Source organism: Celeribacter indicus (assembly GCF_000819565.1).
Taxonomy (GTDB): Bacteria; Pseudomonadota; Alphaproteobacteria; order Rhodobacterales; family Rhodobacteraceae; genus Celeribacter; species Celeribacter indicus.
On record NZ_CP004396.1, the window covers coordinates 13,569 to 29,460 of the forward strand.

The following is a 15,892-nucleotide window of genomic DNA, read 5'->3' on the forward strand; positions in this document are numbered from 1 at the left end:
TGGGGCCCTGCATTTCCTAGCAGGCAAGGGCAGTGCGACGAGAGCTGGTGATAGCCACTTTGGCCGCTGGGGGGGTGCTGGGCTTTGGGTCAAACAGTCCGATTGGCAAGGGGGGGAGTGTCATGAACTATGTGTATCTGGCCCGGCCCATGCGGTTTCAGATACTCAAGCGTCGAAGCGCTCGCCGAACATTATGGCGAACTGGTTGCGGGCTGCAAACCATTCCCGGACATTTCGGCCATCCTTTTCGAATTTGCGGATTGCCAGATAGATCAACTTGGTTGCGGCCTCGTCGGTCGGGAAGGAGCCCCGCGTCTTGATCGTTTTCCGGATCACGCGGTTCAAGCTTTCTATGGCATTCGTGGTGTAGATGATTTTCCGGATCGCGGGATCGAAACCAAAGAACGGGATCACCTCCTGCCATGCCCGGCGCCAGGCCGGGGCGATGGAGGCGTATTTCCCGGCCCATTTCTCCTCGAAGGCATCGAGCTCGGCCTCGGCCATATCGGCGGTCGGGGCACTGTAAATCCGGCGTAGGTCCGCAGCCACGGCCTTGCGGTCCTTCCAAGAGCAGAAATTCAGGGAATGGCGCACCAGATGCACGATGCAGGTCTGGACCATGGCGTCCGGGAACGCGGCGGTGATGGCCTCAGGAAAGCCCTTCAGCCCGTCCACGACCGCGATCAGGATGTCCTGCACGCCCCGGTTCTTCAACTCGTTCATCACCGAGAGCCAGAATTTGGCGCCCTCGTTCTCGGCGGTCCACAGGCCCAGAACCTCACGGCTCCCATCACGGGTGACGCCCAGGGCGACGTAGACGGCCTTATTCTTCACTGTCCGGCTGTCGGCGTCACGGATCTTCACCCGTAGAGCGTCGAAGATCACGATGGGATACATCCGATCCAGCGCGCGGGTCTGCCATTCCCTGACCTCGTCCAGCACCGCATCGGTGACGCGGCTGATCAGGTCGGGCGAGACCTTCAGGCCGTAGAGATCAAGCAGGTGAGCCTGGATGTCCCGGACCGTCAGCCCGGCCGCATAAAGCCCGATGATCTTGTCATCGATCCCGTCGATCCGGGTCTGGCCCTTCTTCACCAGCTCGGGCTCGAAGCTGCTGTCGCGGTCGCGAGGCACCGCCAGCGGCAGTTCGCCGTCTTGGCTCTTCAGCACCTTGCTCGAGGCGCCATTGCGGCGGTTGGTCTGGCCGGGTGGAGCGTCTTTGCCTTCCTCGTAGCCAAGATGCGCCGTCAGCTCCGCGCCCAGCATTCGTTCCATGAGCTTGATCTTCAGCTCTTTCATCAGCCCGGCATCGCCGAGCAGATCCTCAGGGCGCTCCACACCCTTAAGCAATTCGTCCAAGATGTCTTTCGAAATAGTCATTCATGCTTCCTTTCGGTGCAGCATGAACCGGATCAGCCATACACAAAAGGTCGGACACTCTCGCAAGGGGTCATAGTCTGGCATGGGCTCCCCGTATCTCTCTGTCTCCTGGGCCATCCCTTCGACTGACAATCCCCTAATCCCGTTCGGGCTCTCGCGCGCAACCCCGCGTCAGTCCGGGCCGTGTTGGCCGCCTGTGGCGTCCTGCCCGCTCCACCCCGGTCCTCTGGGGGTGTCCGGTGTCCATGCTGTCCACCGTGCACGCGTCACCCGACGGGCTTTTTCAGGGTCTTGTCGAAGGGACGGTCCCGAAGACAGGAAACACAGGAGCTTATCATGCAGAACATCGTCATCCTCGCCGGCAATATCGGTCAGACCCCCGAAGTCCGCAGCACCCAGAGCGGCACCAAGATCACCAACTTCAGCCTCGCCACCTCGCGTCCCCGCCTCTCGGAAGGCCGAGTAATGCGCGACGAGAACGGCTACCGGGTCATGGACACCGAATGGCACCGCATCACCTGCTTCAACGGTCTCGGCAAGACGGTCGCCGAGCATTGCGAAAAGGGCATGAAGGTCCTCGTCCACGGCCGCATCCACTACACCAAGTGGATCGACAGTATGGGGAACGACCGCTACGGCTGCGAGATCATCGCCGAGAAGGTCGACTTCCTGAGCCGCCCGAAGTCGGCCGAGAATGAAAACCCCGAGCTGGTCGACCGCGACGATGAGATCCCGTTCTGAGAACGGGGTCTCCCCCTCGGGCCCGGCGGGGAAACCCGCCGGGCTCGCTGCGCTGCTACAATGTAGCTTCGAGCCGACTTTGGCCGATGATGCAATTTTTTTGAACGGCAGCTATCTGTCGAGCAGTGCACGCATTAACGGGTTTGTCATGGCAATGTCGGGCATGCTTTCCGGTCGGTATGGAATACTGAAATTAATCAAGTCGTCGGACTCGCGCGAAGCTTCGACACCAATACTCTCAGCCATGTCCTCTAAGACATCGCCAATTGCCTCGAAGGCATCCAGATTCTTCCATTTCCCAAATTCGCTCCAAAGCGCCTCGTGCACTTCAATTAAGCGTTCGTAGAACGGAGCAAACCACCCAAACTCAGACGCATCGGTGAGAGCAGGCGGATGCGTTTCTGGGGTTTCCTGCGCCGCTGCGGCACCCACAAAGTAAGATGAATACTTTAGCAGATCGCCGAGCTTGCCATACACTTCCCCCACAATCTGCCCAACATCCCCGTGGGTCCGATATGCCTTGATCAGCTCATAGCATTGGCCCCTGGTATCGCCCAACACCTTGACCAAGGTTTCGAGGTAACCCTCCGCGGGGTCATATCCGATAGAGCCGGCGATGCGGCATACTGCATACTCATCCCACGTTGCCAGAATTACCTGCCAGCGCATGTTGTCTAGGATATTGCTATGTGTTTTCTGAAGAAGAAACCCGGGGAAAGACCTGTCAAATGCTGCTGTCACCTCCACATGCGCGCATTCGTGCGCAACTAGATGAAGCGATTGCCAGAAGTATTCGGTTTCCTCCCCGGGTTCTTCTAGGATGCTGAGCGCGTAGTTCGCGTTAAGTACTAGATGCGTTTTGATCACACCGTCGCGAATTACCGTGGGTGCCATTGCAACACCGATGGCGACACCTTTGGTGGCGGTGAGCGTGTAGGTTGTCTCATATCCACGATCAAGATCAGCTAGTGCCTCGTCGTAGTCGAAGGCGACGGTGACGCCATCCAGGTTGGCTAGGTCAATGGATTGACTGATAACGCTGAGAACGGAATGCAACTTGTAAATCGCCTCCTTGGCGTAATCCTCATCTGCAAACATTCTGGCGGAAAACTGAAGATCGCTCGGAATCGTAACGCCTTGTGGCAGTTCGTCGGTCTTGCCCTCTTCATCCTGCATCTTGCTCACCATTCACCCGCTAAGTCTGAGATTCCCCGCGCACATCTAGATATGGACACATACTGCGCTGGCACAACCGAATCTGGGTAAGAAATTCGGAGATGGCGCAGGCGCAGCGAGAGCCCGCTTCGTCCCGCATTGCTGCCGCTCGTGCCTCTTTTGAAGAGTGAAAGAAAGGCTGGCTGCTTTCGCGACAGGTTGAAGGCTGGGAGAGTGGCTCCCGGCGCCTGTCACGGAGGAATGTCGATGGGCGTTGTGGAAGTTCTGGATCCGGTTCAGCCGGCGCGGGCCGGTGGCTGGAAAGTGGATGTGAGCCGGGGCGAGCGGAACGGCCGGGTGTCGTCCGAATGGTTCAACCGGCCGGATGACGAGCGGTACCTGTCGCTCGACGATCTCTGGGCCAATGTGAAGGGTCGCTCTGAGCGCAGCCGCAGCCGGGTGGTGCAAACCGCCGACATCCGTGTCGAGGCTGCGCGCGACAGTGCAGAGCGGCTGCACTTGGTCCTGCCGAAAGCGCATGAGCCGGTCGCGCCCACGCACTGGGCCTTCGGCCAGCTTGCCAGCATCGTCGGTGCGCCGGCATCCTACCTGCGGCAGCTTCCCGCGCCTTTGGCGGGGATCAACCTGCAATACGGTTTGACCAACCACCGCGCCGAGCAGGTGAAGACCTTCGAGACCGAGGATGGCCGAACGGAACTGCGCGCCGTGACCGGTCCCGACTACGGCCGCATCCATGACTTCGAACTTGTAGAGGCGGTGCAGCGCATCGCGGGCAATGGCACCGGCGATACGCGCTGGAAGGTGCCGGGTGTGCTGGATTGGTCGACCGGGGTCTACAACCCCGATGTCGAAATCAGCCGCGACACGACCACGCTCTATGCGTCTGACCGCGACGTCTTCCTGTTCCTCGTCGATGATCGCAACCCGATCGAGGCGGGTAAGTTACCCGACGGCTCCCCCGATCTCTATTTCCGGGGCTTCTATTGCTGGAATTCCGAGGTGGGCGCGAAGACCCTTGGTATGGCGAGCTTCTATCTGCGGGCGGTGTGCCAGAACCGCAATCTCTGGGGTGTCGAGGACTTCCAAGAGATCAAGATCCGTCACTCGAAATACGCCGCTTCGCGCTTCGCACATGAGGCCGCGCCCGCGTTGACGCGGTTTGCCAATTCCTCGCCGCAGGGGTTCGTGAACGGGATCAAGGCGGCGCGGCAGCAGATCGTGGTGCGCAGCGATGAGGACCGCGCGGATTTCCTGCGTAAGCGCGGTTTCTCGAAAGCCGAATCCGGCAAGATCATCGAGAAGGTGCTGATGGAGGAAGGCCGCCCGCCCGAGAGCATCTTCGATTTCGTGCAGGGCATCACGCGGCTCGCCCGCGACAAGACTCAGCAGGATGCACGCCTCGACATGGAAGGGCGCGCCAAGAAGCTCCTCGACCGGGTCGGCTGACGCGAAGCCCGGCACAGCGACCGCCTGCATCCGCGGCGGTCGCGTTCTCCTCTTCCGCATGCACGCCACTGGCCCCGCCCCGAGAGGGCAGGGGACTTCGGTGTGCACAGTTCAGCGAGACCCCCATGACCCCCCAGGAACAAACTGTCATCCTCGAGGCACGCGACATCCTCGGCCGCTACCTCAGCCAGAACCCGGTCATCGGCAGCTGGCAAGCGCTGATGGACTATTGTGCGCTGACTGTCCGAGGTCCCATCGAGCGCTTCCATGTCCTCTATCTCGACCGCAAGAACCGCATCATCGCTGATGAGCTTTTGTCTACCGGCACGGTCGACCATGTCCCGGTCTATCCACGCGAGGTGATCAAGCGGGCGCTGATGCTGAACGCCAGCGCGCTGATCCTGATCCACAACCACCCGTCGGGCGATCCGACACCGTCGGAGGCCGATCTCAGCATTACCGGGGAGATCCAGAAGGGGTGTAAGTTTTTCGGCCTGACGCTGCATGACCACGTCATCGTCGGCGCCGGGACGGAACTGAGCCTGCGGGCCCTGGGCAAGCTGTGACGCGCCTTGCGAGCCTGCCGCCGTCACCCTTCCGAGGAAGAGGGCGGGGGTTTGGTCTTTGACGGTTTGAAGCGGGGAGAGAGGCTCTCCGCACCGTCGGAGAGAGCTATGCGGGAATTTGGGTGATGGTGTGATTTGAAGTGCGGCGTATTGTGGCGGGTGTTGAAGCCGGCCAGAACCTCACGAGGAGCAATACGCCTATGAAGAACGATACAACGATCCTGCCCTTTCGCCAATCGGAATCGATAGCGGATCCATTGACAGAAATTGCACGGGAAGGTGCGCGCCGGATGCTGGCGGAGGCGCTGAAAGCCGAAGCTGATGCGTTTGTCGCCAGTTTTGCCGCTGAGCACTTGGAGGATGGCCGCCAGCGGATTGTGCGGCATGGATTTGGCCCTGAACGGAAGATTCAGACGGGGATCGGTGCTCTGGATGTCCAGCGGCCCAAGGTGCGCGACCGGATGGCGTCCTGTGATGGGGCAGAAAAAATCCGCTTTACCTCGAACATTCTGCCGAAATGGGCGCGCCGCTCGATCAGCTTGGACGCGCTGCTGCCTGTTCTTTATCTGAAGGGCATATCGACGGGCGATTTCCAGGACGCGCTGTCGGCCATCATGGGGCCGGATGCACCCAACCTCTCGCCAAGCGTCATCTCGCGTCTGACTGCCGGATGGCAGGTTCAATATGATGCCTGGGCACGGCGGGATCTGTCTGCCCGCCACTATGTCTACATCTGGGCGGACGGCGTCTATCTTCAGGCGCGGATGGAGGAAAATGCCGAATGCATGCTGGTGATCATCGGCGCGACACCGGAGGGCAAGAAAGAGCTGATCGGCTTTCAGGTCGGCCTGCGGGAGAGCGCGCAGAGCTGGCATGAGTTGCTGACCGACATCAAAGGCCGCGGGCTGTCCGTCGCACCGGAAATTGCGGTTGGGGATGGAGCCATGGGGTTCTGGAACGCACTGGACAAAACGTTTCCAGGCACAAAGCACCAACGGTGTTGGGTGCATAAGGTAAAGAACGTCCAGAACTGTTTTCCCAAGCAGATGGCCCTGGCGGTCAAGTCAGATCTGGACGACATCCAGCACGCCGGAACGCGCGCAGAAGCCGATGCTGCGTTGGCAGTTTTCTCCGAAAAGTATGGCGTCAAATACCCAAAAGGTGTTGCCTGCCTGACAAAGGACGAAGAGGCGATGCTTGCATTCTTCGACTTCCCAGCTGAGCATTGGGGCCATCTGCGCACCTCGAACCCGATTGAAAGCGTGTTCGCCACTGTTCGGCACCGAACGGTGAGGACCAAAGGGGCGCTGTCACAAAAGACCGCAAAACTGATGGTCTTCACCCTCATTCAGGCAGCATCGAAAAAATGGCTGCGCCTCAAGGGCAGAAATCAGTTGCCAAAGGTTATCGAAGGAATCAAGTTCACAGACGGTATCGAACACACAAACGATACCGAAAACCGCGCCGCCTGATGATGCGCGTCACCCAAATTCAAGCATAGCTCCGTCGGAGATATGCCCATGTTCGACCTTCCTCTCCAAACTCAGCCGGAAACGCAGAAAACAGGTTTGCCGCCGAGCCTCCTGACCGATTTTGCAGATCAAGACTTGCCGTTCGCACTCACGACGGCTTGCCATGCGCCCGCAGCTCTCATGTCCGGGCAGGCACACCCCAAGGTACTGGAGCGGTTTGCCACGCTGGCCGAGGCCATGCAGGGGGCAATCATTCACGCCGAAGATATCACACCTGAAGACGCTCCGCGCATCCTGGCAATCCTCGATCGGGAGGGCCGTCTCGTTCTGGCCGGAGCTACCTGTGATGGCGGGGTCGCATGGTGCCACCCGGTCTCGGATGCCGCCGAAGCCCGCGCCGTCGTGTCCGAGGCCAGCCAGACCCGCGCGCAGGCCATGCGGGCGGCCGAGTGGCATGAACATGGCCTCGCGCGACGGCTGCGGCACCACGCCAACCTTCTCGATGCCCGTCTTGTCGATCCGCTCTGGCGTGTCTTCGCGTCTCGCGCCCTGCAGATCGCGGCGTGACGCCCGAGAGTCAGAGAAGGGCAGGGGAGGATGTGAGCCTGCGAGGACGAGAGAGAGCCTCGGGGTTCAGATCCCTTTCCTCATTCCGGAGTTTCCAATGTCCAAGATCGAACCCACCCTGGCCGCGCCGATGGCGCCGTCCAGGATTGATTTCGCCGCCGTGCTGGCTCGGCAGTCCGAGCGTGACGCGCGGATCGCAGCTTTGCGACCGGCCAACAAGGAGCGCCTCTTCGATGGCCTGACTGCCGCGGGCATCACACATGTGACTGTGTGTTTCGACGGCTATGGCGACAGCGGTCAGGTTGAGAGTATCGCTGCCTACGCTGGCGAGACCGAGGTTGTTTTCCCCAAGACCGAGATCGCCTATGCCGCATTGACCTGGGACGACCCGGAGGTCGAGACGCGGGCGCTTTCGCTGGAAGATGTCGTCGAGCAACTGGCCTACGACTTGCTGTCTGACACCCATGGAGGTTGGGAAAACAACGACGGGGCTTACGGCGAATTCTGCTTCGACGCGCGCGCGCGCTCCATCCACCTCGAGTTCAACGAGCGCTTCACCTCGTCCGAACTCACCACCCACGATTTCTGAGGGGGCGGCGATGGCACATCCCTACCACCACGCCCTGTCCTCGGTGAAGAAATGGGGCGGCACGGTCGACGACTTCATGGCAGTGCATTCCTGGTTTGACCAGAGCAAGGAGATCACGGCCGATTTTCGGCACCGGGCGCTGCGCCACCATGCGGAGGGCATCTTCATGGCCGAGACGATTTTCGGCCAGACCCTCTCGCTCTCGACCGGGCGCATCATCCCGACCCGCTGGGTGGGAGAGCAACATGTGAAGGAAGACCTCGGCTTCATTCCGAGCTTCGCCGATTGGGTGAAGGCCATTCGGCCCGAGCCTTGGATGGGTCGGACCGAACGGATCGAGGCACAGGTCGATCCGCATCTCGTCTCGCCCGTGGTCGAGGTAACGTGACATGACCGATCCCACTTATCTAAGTCTTGGCTTGCCGCTGACCGCTTCGCCACTGGCAGTGGTTCGCGCGGCGATCCGGGCGCTGCACCCCAACACACGCGCCGTTTGCGGCCTCCGAACCGCGCGCAAGCATTTCTACCGGCAAATGCTCTGCGCGCATGCCGCACGAAAGGCGGCAGACGACACGTCGATCGGCTGATCGCTCCCGGCCGACCCTTCATCCCGATTCAGTACCCGGCCTCTTGGCCGGGTCTTCCCCATTAAGGAGGTTCCCATGGCAGAATACTTCACCCATTTCTCGTGCCTGCTCGACGTCGGCAGCCCCGACAAGGCTGCCCGTGCACTCGCGCTGTTCCAGGAACTGCGCGCTGCGGATCAGGACGCCGACGACCCGGATATCGCTGGCTTCGATCTCATGCGCCAGGACGCGCCCGAGGGCAGCAGCCTCTGGATCCATGATGACGGGAACGGCGATGTCGAAGCCGTCATCCGCTTCGTCCTGCGTCTTGCTGAAGAGCTCGACCTCACCGGCCCTTGGGGGTTCCAGTATTCTCTGACCTGCTCTCGGCCACGACTCGACGCCTTTGGTGGCGGCGCGCATGCCATCGATCTCGGTGCGCGCAAATCCATCGGCTGGTCCAGCACGCAAGAATGGCTGGCCGCCGCATTGAACGGGGAGGACATCGATGCCTGAGGTGATCTGCACCACCGTCTACCAGTTCCCCGAACTCTCGGATGCCGCCAAGGAGAAGGCCCGCAACTGGTATCGCGACCTTGGACCCCACGACGACTGGTGGGATGCGGTCTATGAGGATTTCGAGCGGGTCTGCGAAATCCTCGGCATCTGCCTGAAGACCACCGCCGTCCGCCTGATGGGTGGCGGGGCGCGGGCCAAGCCTTGCATCTGGTTTTCCGGTTTCTGGAGCCAGGGCGACGGCGCCTGCTTCGAGGGCTACTGGTCCCACGCCAAGGGCGCGGCCACGCGCATCCGGGACTACGCCCCGACCGACGCGACGCTGCATGGCATCGCCGACCGTCTGCAGGCCATCCAGCGGCGAAACTTCTACCAACTCGCCGCCGAGGCCAGCCACCGTGGCCGCTACTACCATGAATACACCATGTCGATCGACGTCACGCGGGACAGTCCGAGGTGGCAGCCGCCGACCGAGGACGCCGAGGAGCTCGTGACCGAGGCGCTGCGCGATCTGGCCCGCTGGCTCTACCGCCAGCTCGAAGCCGAATACGACCACCTCACCTCGGACGAGGCCATCGAGGAGGGGATCATCGTCAACGAGTATACGTTCACGGAAGGAGGGCGGCGGTTCGGGTAACAGTGATCAAAGTGCAAGGTTCATTTGATCTTTACAGTAAGTCCATATGGACTATATTGAAGCCAATGGAGGACGCCATGTACGTTGCAGAGAAAATCCGGGAACCCGCACAGATCAACACCGTCGCGTTGAAAGCTTATGCACGCGTGGCCGATGCTTGGGGTCTCAGTCTCAAGGAAGCGGCTGGCCTTGCCGACATGTCAGAGAGCACATGGAAGCGCGCCAAGAAGCCGGATTTCGCCGGAGAGCTCACCAAGGACCAACTGCTGCGGCTCAGCGCTGTAATTGGCATCTTCAAGTCGCTCGAACTCTACTTCTCGGAGCCGCTGGCAAAAAGCTGGTTCACCCGACCGAACAAGGGGCCGCTCTTTGGTGGAAGCCGACCAGTCGACACCGCCATCGACGGGGGTTTGCCGCAGATCCTCGCGGTTCGGACCTATCTTGATGCGTTGCGTGGTGGGGCATGAAGCAGACCGAGATTTCCGATCGCGGTCTCGTTCGTCTCCTGCCCGCCACCTACCACAAGCCACCATCGCTGCGCGGTCTCGTCGATACCGATGACGAGATGGAGATCTTGGCAGAGATCGAGGGCCTGACCAGTGGGCGTCTACAGGCCGAACGCGGGCGCAACCCGCATCTGGACCCGCGCGAACTCGCTTGGCAACGCCGCAGCCGCGATCTGCGCATCTATGGGGACAGTCACGTCAACGCAGCCTTCACTTACACCCGCGTCGGCGGAAACCGCTTCAACGCCGAGGAGCGCGGCGCGTGGTACTGCGCATGGGATGTGAGGGTTTCTGTCAGCGAAGTGGCCTGGCACCGCACACGCGAACTCGGCTTTACCGGCAGCTTCCAGGACAGCGCCCGCTATGTGGAATTGCTGGCCGACTTCATCGGCGTCTTCGATGACATGACCGGTGAGGCAGATCATCCGGCGCTGCATCCGGATCCGGCTGTCGGGTATCCCGAGGGCCAAAGCCTGGCACAGCATCTACGTCGGGGCGGATCCAAGGGCCTGATTTACCCTTCGGTCCGGGCTCCTGCACCGGGCGGGAATTGCCTGGTCTGCTTCGAGCCCCACGCAATTCAGAACGTTCGTCCGGGCGCGTCTTGGGATCTTGTGTGGGATGGGACACCGCACTACTCGATTGCGGCTGTCGGCTGACAAGTTACAGCGCATGCGCCTTTGGGGGTCCGAAAAAATGAAACAGGCAAACGACAACAGCGCGGACGTCACGAACTTGAAGCCATGTGACCATCAGCCGTTCTTTGAGGCGTTGGACTGTCCGCCCCCACCGACCGACGCACTACGAGCAGCGTTTCGTAGGCGGAAGGAAGCCTTGGTGGATTCGTGCGCCGACTCGCCATCCACCAACTGACACCCATCACTTATTCCCGTCGATCCACTTCGACATGAGCCCCTTGTCGCGGAAGCATTCGTCCGGAACGGCGCGCCGTTTGATCCGGGCGAGTTTCTCCGCGAAGGCTACTTGCTTGGACGTGGGCAGCCGGTCCATGTCCGATACAGGCTTCAGCCGGGCCTGAACCTCGATCCAAGCGCTCAAAGATCGCCGGTCTTGCTGAACCTCCCAGAGCAGGAGCGTCCGGTTGCGCAGGGCGAGCGACCGCGCATAGGCAATCTGCTTGGGTGTTACGGGCAGGGCGCGGGTGCTGCTTTCCATGGTGGAACCCCCTTTCTGGCTTGGCTCTGAAAATAGAACATAACAAGAACAAAATCAAGCCAAGCGTCGGGAACACCTTGGTGCGAGAGGGAGAGAGGGGCCGGGAAAGATCAGGTCCGAGGCTGCCCGAGAGAGGGAGTCCGGGCCTGATCCTGTCCTTCATTCCGGAGTTTCCCGATGACCCATCTTGCCCCTGGTGCGCAGGCGTCCTTGCCTGCGCCCATTGTCCCGTTGGCAGCAAATCCTGCCTCTGCGATCGTTGCTGTTGCCGAAGCGCTGCAGCCCGATCTGGCGCAAGGGCTTCAGATCGACGCGCTGCGCCTGCGCCGCGAGATGGAACATGCCTTTGGCGGTTCCGATGCGACCGGTGCTTGGGACTGGAAGCTCGCCTATGAGGCGGGCGAGGTGGCGCTGGTCCTCTTTCTGCGAAAGTTCGGTCGGGCGCTGCTTGCGCGTGCCGGCTCGCCTGCGGCGCTGTTGCCGATCCTCGCCAAGGTGGCAGGTCTCTTGCCCACGCACACCCGGCGGTCGGAAGAGATGGAGCGGTTTCAGCAATTCAGCACGCCCTTGCCCATGGGACTGGCGGCACTGGCGGCAGCACAGATCACGCCCCGCGACCTGGTCCTCGAGCCGTCTGCCGGGACCGGGCTCCTGGCGATCCTTGCCGAGATCGCGGGCGGCAATCTTTCGCTGAACGAGCTGGCCGAAACCCGCGTCGATCTCCTTCGGCTGCTTTTCCCGGGCCGACCGGTCACCCGGTTCGATGCCGCGCAGATCGATGATCATCTCGACGCCTCCTCAAGCCCGAGCGTCATCCTGATGAACCCGCCCTTCTCGGCCCAAGCCAATGTCGATGGTCGGTCGACCGAGGCGACGGCCCGGCATCTGCGCTCGTCGCTCGCGCGCCTGGCCCCCGGCGGGCGGCTCGTCGCCATCACAGGGGCCGGTTTCGCGCCGGATGCGCCGGCCTCGGCCGAGACCTTCGGCCGTATGACCGAGACGGCCCATCTCGTCTTCACCAGCGCGGTGTCGGGCGCCGCTTTCGCCAAGCACGGCACCAGCTTCGAGACGCGGATTTCTGTCTTCGACAAATGCCGCGGCGGCGAGCCGGGCGGCACCACCGCAGACCTGCGCCAACCCATGTCTAGGGACGTGGCGCATCTGATGTCCCGGGTCACTGCAGAGATTCCGCCGCGCCTCGAACTGGAACAGGCCGCAAATGCAGGTCTGTTCCATTCTTCCCTCTTCCCGGGAAGTCCTGCCCGCGCCACACACACAACCACCAGCCGATCGCGCGCGACCTCTGCGGCTAAAATGGCGAAACCCGAAACGCCGATTGAGGCCGAAGAACTGTACTACGCTCTCCGCGACGCCGCCGAGGACGAAGATGCCGCACGGCTGTCCGACGCGATCTACGAGACCTTCCGTCTGCAGGCTATCGACATCCCAGACGCCGCATCGCACCCGACCAAGCTTGTGCAATCGGCGGCCATGGCCTCTGTCGCACCTCCGAAACCGAGCTATCGCCCCAAGCTTCCGGCGACCATCCTGCGCGACGGCCTGCTGTCAGACGCGCAGCTCGAGACCGTCATCTATGCGGGGGAGGCGCATGGCGCGCATCTCACGGGGTCTTGGACCGCGGATGAGACCGGAGACGTGGTCTCCGCTGCAGCGGACGATGCCGCTGACGCCGTCCACTTCCGCCGGGGTTTCTTCCTCGGCGATGGCACCGGGGCGGGCAAGGGCCGCCAGTCGGCCGGGATCCTGCTCGACAACTGGGCCCGAGGAAGACGCAAGGCGCTGTGGATCTCAAAGAGCGACAAGCTGCTGGAAGATGCGCAGCGCGACTGGTCGGCGCTCGGGCAGGAGCGCCTGCTGGTCACGCCGCTCTCGCGCTTTGCCCAAGGCCGCGACATCCCGCTTACCGAGGGCATTCTCTTCACCACCTATGCGACGCTGCGTTCGGAAGAACGAGGTGGGAAGAAATCCCGCGTCGACCAGATCGTCGACTGGCTCGGGGCAGATTTCGACGGGGTGATCCTCTTCGACGAAAGCCATGCCATGGCCAATGCCGCCGGCGGCAAAGGCGAGCGCGGCGATACCATGGCCTCGCAGCAGGGCAGGGCGGGCCTGCGCCTTCAATACAAACTTCCGAATGCCCGCGTGGTCTATGTCTCGGCGACGGGGGCGACGACGGTTCACAACCTCGCCTATGCGCAGCGGCTCGGTCTTTGGGGTGGGGAAGACTTTCCGTTCGCCACCCGCGCGGAATTCGTCGAGGCCATCGAGGCAGGCGGCGTCGCCGCGATGGAGGTCCTCGCCCGCGACCTGCGGTCGCTTGGCCTCTACACCGCCCGGTCGCTTTCCTATGACGGTGTCGAGTACGAGATGCTCGAGCATGCGCTGACCCCCGAGCAGTGCGGCATCTACGATGCCTACGCCGGGGCCTTCGCCATTATCCACAACAACCTTGCCGCCGCAATGGAGGCGGCCAACATCACGGGTGACAGCGGCACTCTGAACCGCCAGGCCAAATCCGCCGCTCGCTCGGCCTTCGAGAGCGCCAAGCAGCGCTTCTTCGGCCATCTGTTGACCAGCATGAAAACCCCCACCCTCATTTCCAGCATCGAGGCTGATCTCGCGGCAGGCCATGCGGCCGTCATCCAGATCGTCTCGACCGGCGAGGCGCTGATGGAACGCCGTCTCTCGGAGATTCCGACCGAGGAATGGAACGACATCCGCGTCGACATCACTCCCAGGGAATATGTGCTGGACTACCTCGCCCATTCCTTCCCGGTGCAGCTCTACGAGCCGTTCACCGACAGTGAGGGCAATCTGTCTTCCCGACCGGTCGTCCGCGATGGTCAGCCGGTCGAATGCCGCGAGGCAGCACGCAGGCGCGATGCGCTGATCGAGAAGCTGGCGTCACTGCCGCCCGTCCCGGGCGCGCTCGACCAGATCGTGCAGCGCTTCGGCACCGATCTCGTGGCCGAGGTCACGGGCCGCTCGCGCCGCATCGTTCGCAAGGGCGAGGGTCCTGCCGCGCGGCTTGTCGTGGAAAGCCGAGCCGGATCGGCCAACCTCGCGGAAACCGCCGCTTTCATGGATGACCAGAAGCGCATCCTGATCTTCTCCGACGCGGGCGGCACGGGGCGCAGCTATCACGCCGATCTCGGGGCCAAGAACCAGCGCCTGCGGGTCCATTACCTTCTGGAACCGGGCTGGAAGGCGGATGCTGCCATCCAGGGCCTCGGGCGGACGAACCGCACCAATCAGGCGCAGCCGCCGCTGTTCCGGCCTGTGGCCACCGATGTGAAAGCAGAGAAGCGGTTCCTCTCCACCATCGCCCGTCGTCTCGACACGCTGGGGGCCATCACGCGCGGCCAGCGCCAGACCGGCGGGCAGGGGCTGTTCCGACCCGAGGACAACCTCGAAAGCCCATACGCCCGTGATGCTTTGCGCCAACTCTACCGTCGTATCTATCGCGGCGATGTCGCGGGCTGCTCGCTCGGCGCTTTCGAGGATGCCACCGGTCTCAGCCTTACCGATGACAATGGTCTGAAGGACGAGTTGCCGCCGATCACGACCTTCCTCAATCGTCTGCTCGCGTTGACGATCAACATGCAGGCCGTGCTCTTCTCGGCTTTCGAGGAATTGCTCGATCAACGGATCGAGGGGGCCATCGCCGCCGGGGTCTATGACCTCGGCCTCGAGACGCTGCGCGCCGAGAGCTTCCGCGTAACCGATGCAAGGGTCATCTACACCCATCCCGGTTCTGGCGCAGAAACCCAGCTTTTGACCATCGCGGAAAAGCGGCGCAATGCTCCGACGTCCCTCGCAGATGCGCTCGACTGGCTCGATGACCCGAAGGCGCGGCTTCTGGTCAACAGCCGCTCGGGCCGGGCCGCGGTGCAGGTGCCCGCCACCAGCCTAATGCTGGATGATGGCACCATCGAGCCACGCCTCAGGCTGATCCGGCCGACCGAGGCCAGCACTGTCCCGGCCAAGCTGATGGAGGACACCCATTGGCTCGAGGCCGACCGCGCGGCCTTCACCGCCGCATGGAATTCCGAACTGGCTGAAGTGCCCGAGTTCTCGGAATCCACGCTGCACATCGTGGCGGGCCTGCTGCTGCCGATCTGGAAGCAGCTCCCCCAGGACGAAACCCGCGTCTACCGGCTGCAGACCGATGACGGTCAGCGCATCATCGGCCGCCGTGTCTCGCCCGCCTGGGTCGCGATCACGCTTGCGAGTGACGCGCCGACTCTGTCGGCGGCGCAGGTCCATGCCCTCGTTCTGGAGGGCAAGACCGTGGTGCGGCTGGCCGAGGGGATGGAGCTCCATCGGTCCCGCGTTATGGGCGTGAACCGGATCGAGCTCTCCGGGTTCACCGAGGCCGCCAAGGACCGGCTCAAGGCCGATGGCTTCTTCTCGGAGATTATTAGTTGGAAGCTTCGGCTGTTTTGCCCGACCGACGCCGATGGCGTCGCGATACTGGATCGTCTGCTTGCACGTTGTCCTGTCGCAAGGCTACATGATCGCGGAGGTTGTTGA

At 62.3% G+C, this 15,892-nt stretch carries 16 protein-coding genes; 13 read left to right on the forward strand and 3 right to left on the reverse strand.

Annotated elements, in window-relative coordinates:
- Positions 1–165 precede the first annotated feature (165 nt).
- Positions 166–1,380, reverse strand: a complete 1,215-nt coding sequence (locus tag P73_RS23530; protein WP_043867921.1) for an IS256 family transposase — start codon at positions 1,378–1,380, stop codon at positions 166–168.
- Positions 1,381–1,716: 336 nt separating this feature from the next.
- Here P73_RS23530 and P73_RS23535 point away from each other — a divergent pair, with 336 nt between their 5' ends.
- On the forward strand, positions 1,717–2,121 hold the full coding sequence (locus P73_RS23535) for a single-stranded DNA-binding protein (RefSeq protein ID WP_043872307.1): 405 nt from the start codon (positions 1,717–1,719) through the stop codon (positions 2,119–2,121).
- Positions 2,122–2,232: 111 nt separating this feature from the next.
- Here the strand turns inward: P73_RS23535 and P73_RS23540 are convergent, their stop codons facing one another.
- Positions 2,233–3,297, reverse strand: coding sequence for a hypothetical protein (locus tag P73_RS23540; RefSeq protein ID WP_139267238.1), 1,065 nt, complete (start codon positions 3,295–3,297; stop codon positions 2,233–2,235).
- Positions 3,298–3,543: 246 nt separating this feature from the next.
- Between P73_RS23540 and P73_RS23545 the strand changes: the two genes are divergently transcribed.
- From P73_RS23545 to P73_RS23590, 11 genes are all read left to right on the forward strand, one after another.
- Positions 3,544–4,743, forward strand: coding sequence for a hypothetical protein (locus P73_RS23545; protein WP_043872309.1), 1,200 nt, complete (start codon positions 3,544–3,546; stop codon positions 4,741–4,743).
- Between the two features lie 125 nt (positions 4,744–4,868).
- Complete coding sequence (locus tag P73_RS23550) at positions 4,869–5,309, forward strand: JAB domain-containing protein (RefSeq protein WP_043872310.1); 441 nt, start codon at positions 4,869–4,871, stop codon at positions 5,307–5,309.
- A 200-nt stretch (positions 5,310–5,509) separates the two neighbouring features.
- Positions 5,510–6,781 carry an IS256 family transposase gene (locus tag P73_RS23555; RefSeq protein WP_043868181.1) on the forward strand — a complete coding sequence of 424 codons (1,272 nt, stop codon included), beginning with the start codon at positions 5,510–5,512 and terminating at the stop codon, positions 6,779–6,781.
- A gap of 48 nt (positions 6,782–6,829) precedes the next feature.
- Positions 6,830–7,348: a hypothetical protein gene (locus tag P73_RS23560; protein WP_043872311.1), complete on the forward strand. Its 519-nt coding sequence runs from the start codon at positions 6,830–6,832 to the stop codon at positions 7,346–7,348.
- A gap of 97 nt (positions 7,349–7,445) precedes the next feature.
- Positions 7,446–7,937, forward strand: a complete 492-nt coding sequence (locus P73_RS23565; RefSeq protein WP_043872312.1) for a DUF6878 family protein — start codon at positions 7,446–7,448, stop codon at positions 7,935–7,937.
- 10 nt (positions 7,938–7,947) lie between these two features.
- On the forward strand, positions 7,948–8,325 hold the full coding sequence (locus tag P73_RS23570; protein WP_043872313.1) for a DUF6915 family protein: 378 nt from the start codon (positions 7,948–7,950) through the stop codon (positions 8,323–8,325).
- Between the two features lies 1 nt (position 8,326).
- On the forward strand, positions 8,327–8,524 hold the full coding sequence (locus P73_RS25350) for a hypothetical protein (protein ID WP_074743401.1): 198 nt from the start codon (positions 8,327–8,329) through the stop codon (positions 8,522–8,524).
- Positions 8,525–8,599: 75 nt separating this feature from the next.
- A complete protein-coding gene (locus P73_RS23575; RefSeq protein ID WP_043872314.1) occupies positions 8,600–9,019 on the forward strand; it encodes a hypothetical protein in 420 nt (139 codons plus the stop codon).
- Complete coding sequence (locus tag P73_RS23580; protein ID WP_043872315.1) at positions 9,012–9,656, forward strand: hypothetical protein; 645 nt, start codon at positions 9,012–9,014, stop codon at positions 9,654–9,656. Before P73_RS23575 ends, P73_RS23580 begins: the two co-directional genes overlap by 8 nt.
- 65 nt (positions 9,657–9,721) lie before the next feature.
- Complete coding sequence (locus P73_RS23585) at positions 9,722–10,123, forward strand: MbcA/ParS/Xre antitoxin family protein (protein WP_043872363.1); 402 nt, start codon at positions 9,722–9,724, stop codon at positions 10,121–10,123.
- Positions 10,120–10,821, forward strand: coding sequence for an RES family NAD+ phosphorylase (locus P73_RS23590; RefSeq protein ID WP_043872316.1), 702 nt, complete (start codon positions 10,120–10,122; stop codon positions 10,819–10,821). Before P73_RS23585 ends, P73_RS23590 begins: the two co-directional genes overlap by 4 nt.
- Before the next feature lie 220 nt (positions 10,822–11,041).
- On the opposite strand, the gene P73_RS23595 is transcribed toward P73_RS23590, so the two are convergent.
- The gene (locus P73_RS23595) at positions 11,042–11,338 is read right to left on the reverse strand and encodes a hypothetical protein (RefSeq protein ID WP_038070134.1); all 297 of its coding nucleotides are present in this window, start codon (positions 11,336–11,338) and stop codon (positions 11,042–11,044) included.
- Between the two features lie 177 nt (positions 11,339–11,515).
- On the opposite strand from P73_RS23595, the gene P73_RS23600 reads away from it, so the two are divergent.
- Positions 11,516–15,892, forward strand: coding sequence for a strawberry notch family protein (locus P73_RS23600; RefSeq protein ID WP_043872317.1), 4,377 nt, complete (start codon positions 11,516–11,518; stop codon positions 15,890–15,892).

Bases quoted from the DNA above. Each gene is read 5' to 3' on its own strand.
- P73_RS23570 (WP_043872313.1), top strand. From the start codon at position 7,948: ATGGCACATCCCTACCACCACGCCCTGTCCTCGGTGAAGAAATGGGGC.
- P73_RS23585 (WP_043872363.1), top strand. From the start codon at position 9,722: ATGGAGGACGCCATGTACGTTGCAGAGAAAATCCGGGAACCCGCACAG.
- P73_RS23590 (WP_043872316.1), top strand. From the start codon at position 10,120: ATGAAGCAGACCGAGATTTCCGATCGCGGTCTCGTTCGTCTCCTGCCC.
- P73_RS23600 (WP_043872317.1), top strand. From the start codon at position 11,516: ATGACCCATCTTGCCCCTGGTGCGCAGGCGTCCTTGCCTGCGCCCATT.
- P73_RS23580 (WP_043872315.1), top strand. From the start codon at position 9,012: ATGCCTGAGGTGATCTGCACCACCGTCTACCAGTTCCCCGAACTCTCG.
- P73_RS25350 (WP_074743401.1), top strand. From the start codon at position 8,327: ATGACCGATCCCACTTATCTAAGTCTTGGCTTGCCGCTGACCGCTTCG.
- P73_RS23540 (WP_139267238.1), bottom strand. From the start codon at position 3,297: ATGCAGGATGAAGAGGGCAAGACCGACGAACTGCCACAAGGCGTTACG.
- P73_RS23575 (WP_043872314.1), top strand. From the start codon at position 8,600: ATGGCAGAATACTTCACCCATTTCTCGTGCCTGCTCGACGTCGGCAGC.
- P73_RS23530 (WP_043867921.1), bottom strand. From the start codon at position 1,380: ATGACTATTTCGAAAGACATCTTGGACGAATTGCTTAAGGGTGTGGAG.
- P73_RS23555 (WP_043868181.1), top strand. From the start codon at position 5,510: ATGAAGAACGATACAACGATCCTGCCCTTTCGCCAATCGGAATCGATA.
- P73_RS23595 (WP_038070134.1), bottom strand. From the start codon at position 11,338: ATGGAAAGCAGCACCCGCGCCCTGCCCGTAACACCCAAGCAGATTGCC.
- P73_RS23550 (WP_043872310.1), top strand. From the start codon at position 4,869: ATGACCCCCCAGGAACAAACTGTCATCCTCGAGGCACGCGACATCCTC.
- P73_RS23535 (WP_043872307.1), top strand. From the start codon at position 1,717: ATGCAGAACATCGTCATCCTCGCCGGCAATATCGGTCAGACCCCCGAA.
- P73_RS23560 (WP_043872311.1), top strand. From the start codon at position 6,830: ATGTTCGACCTTCCTCTCCAAACTCAGCCGGAAACGCAGAAAACAGGT.
- P73_RS23545 (WP_043872309.1), top strand. From the start codon at position 3,544: ATGGGCGTTGTGGAAGTTCTGGATCCGGTTCAGCCGGCGCGGGCCGGT.
- P73_RS23565 (WP_043872312.1), top strand. From the start codon at position 7,446: ATGTCCAAGATCGAACCCACCCTGGCCGCGCCGATGGCGCCGTCCAGG.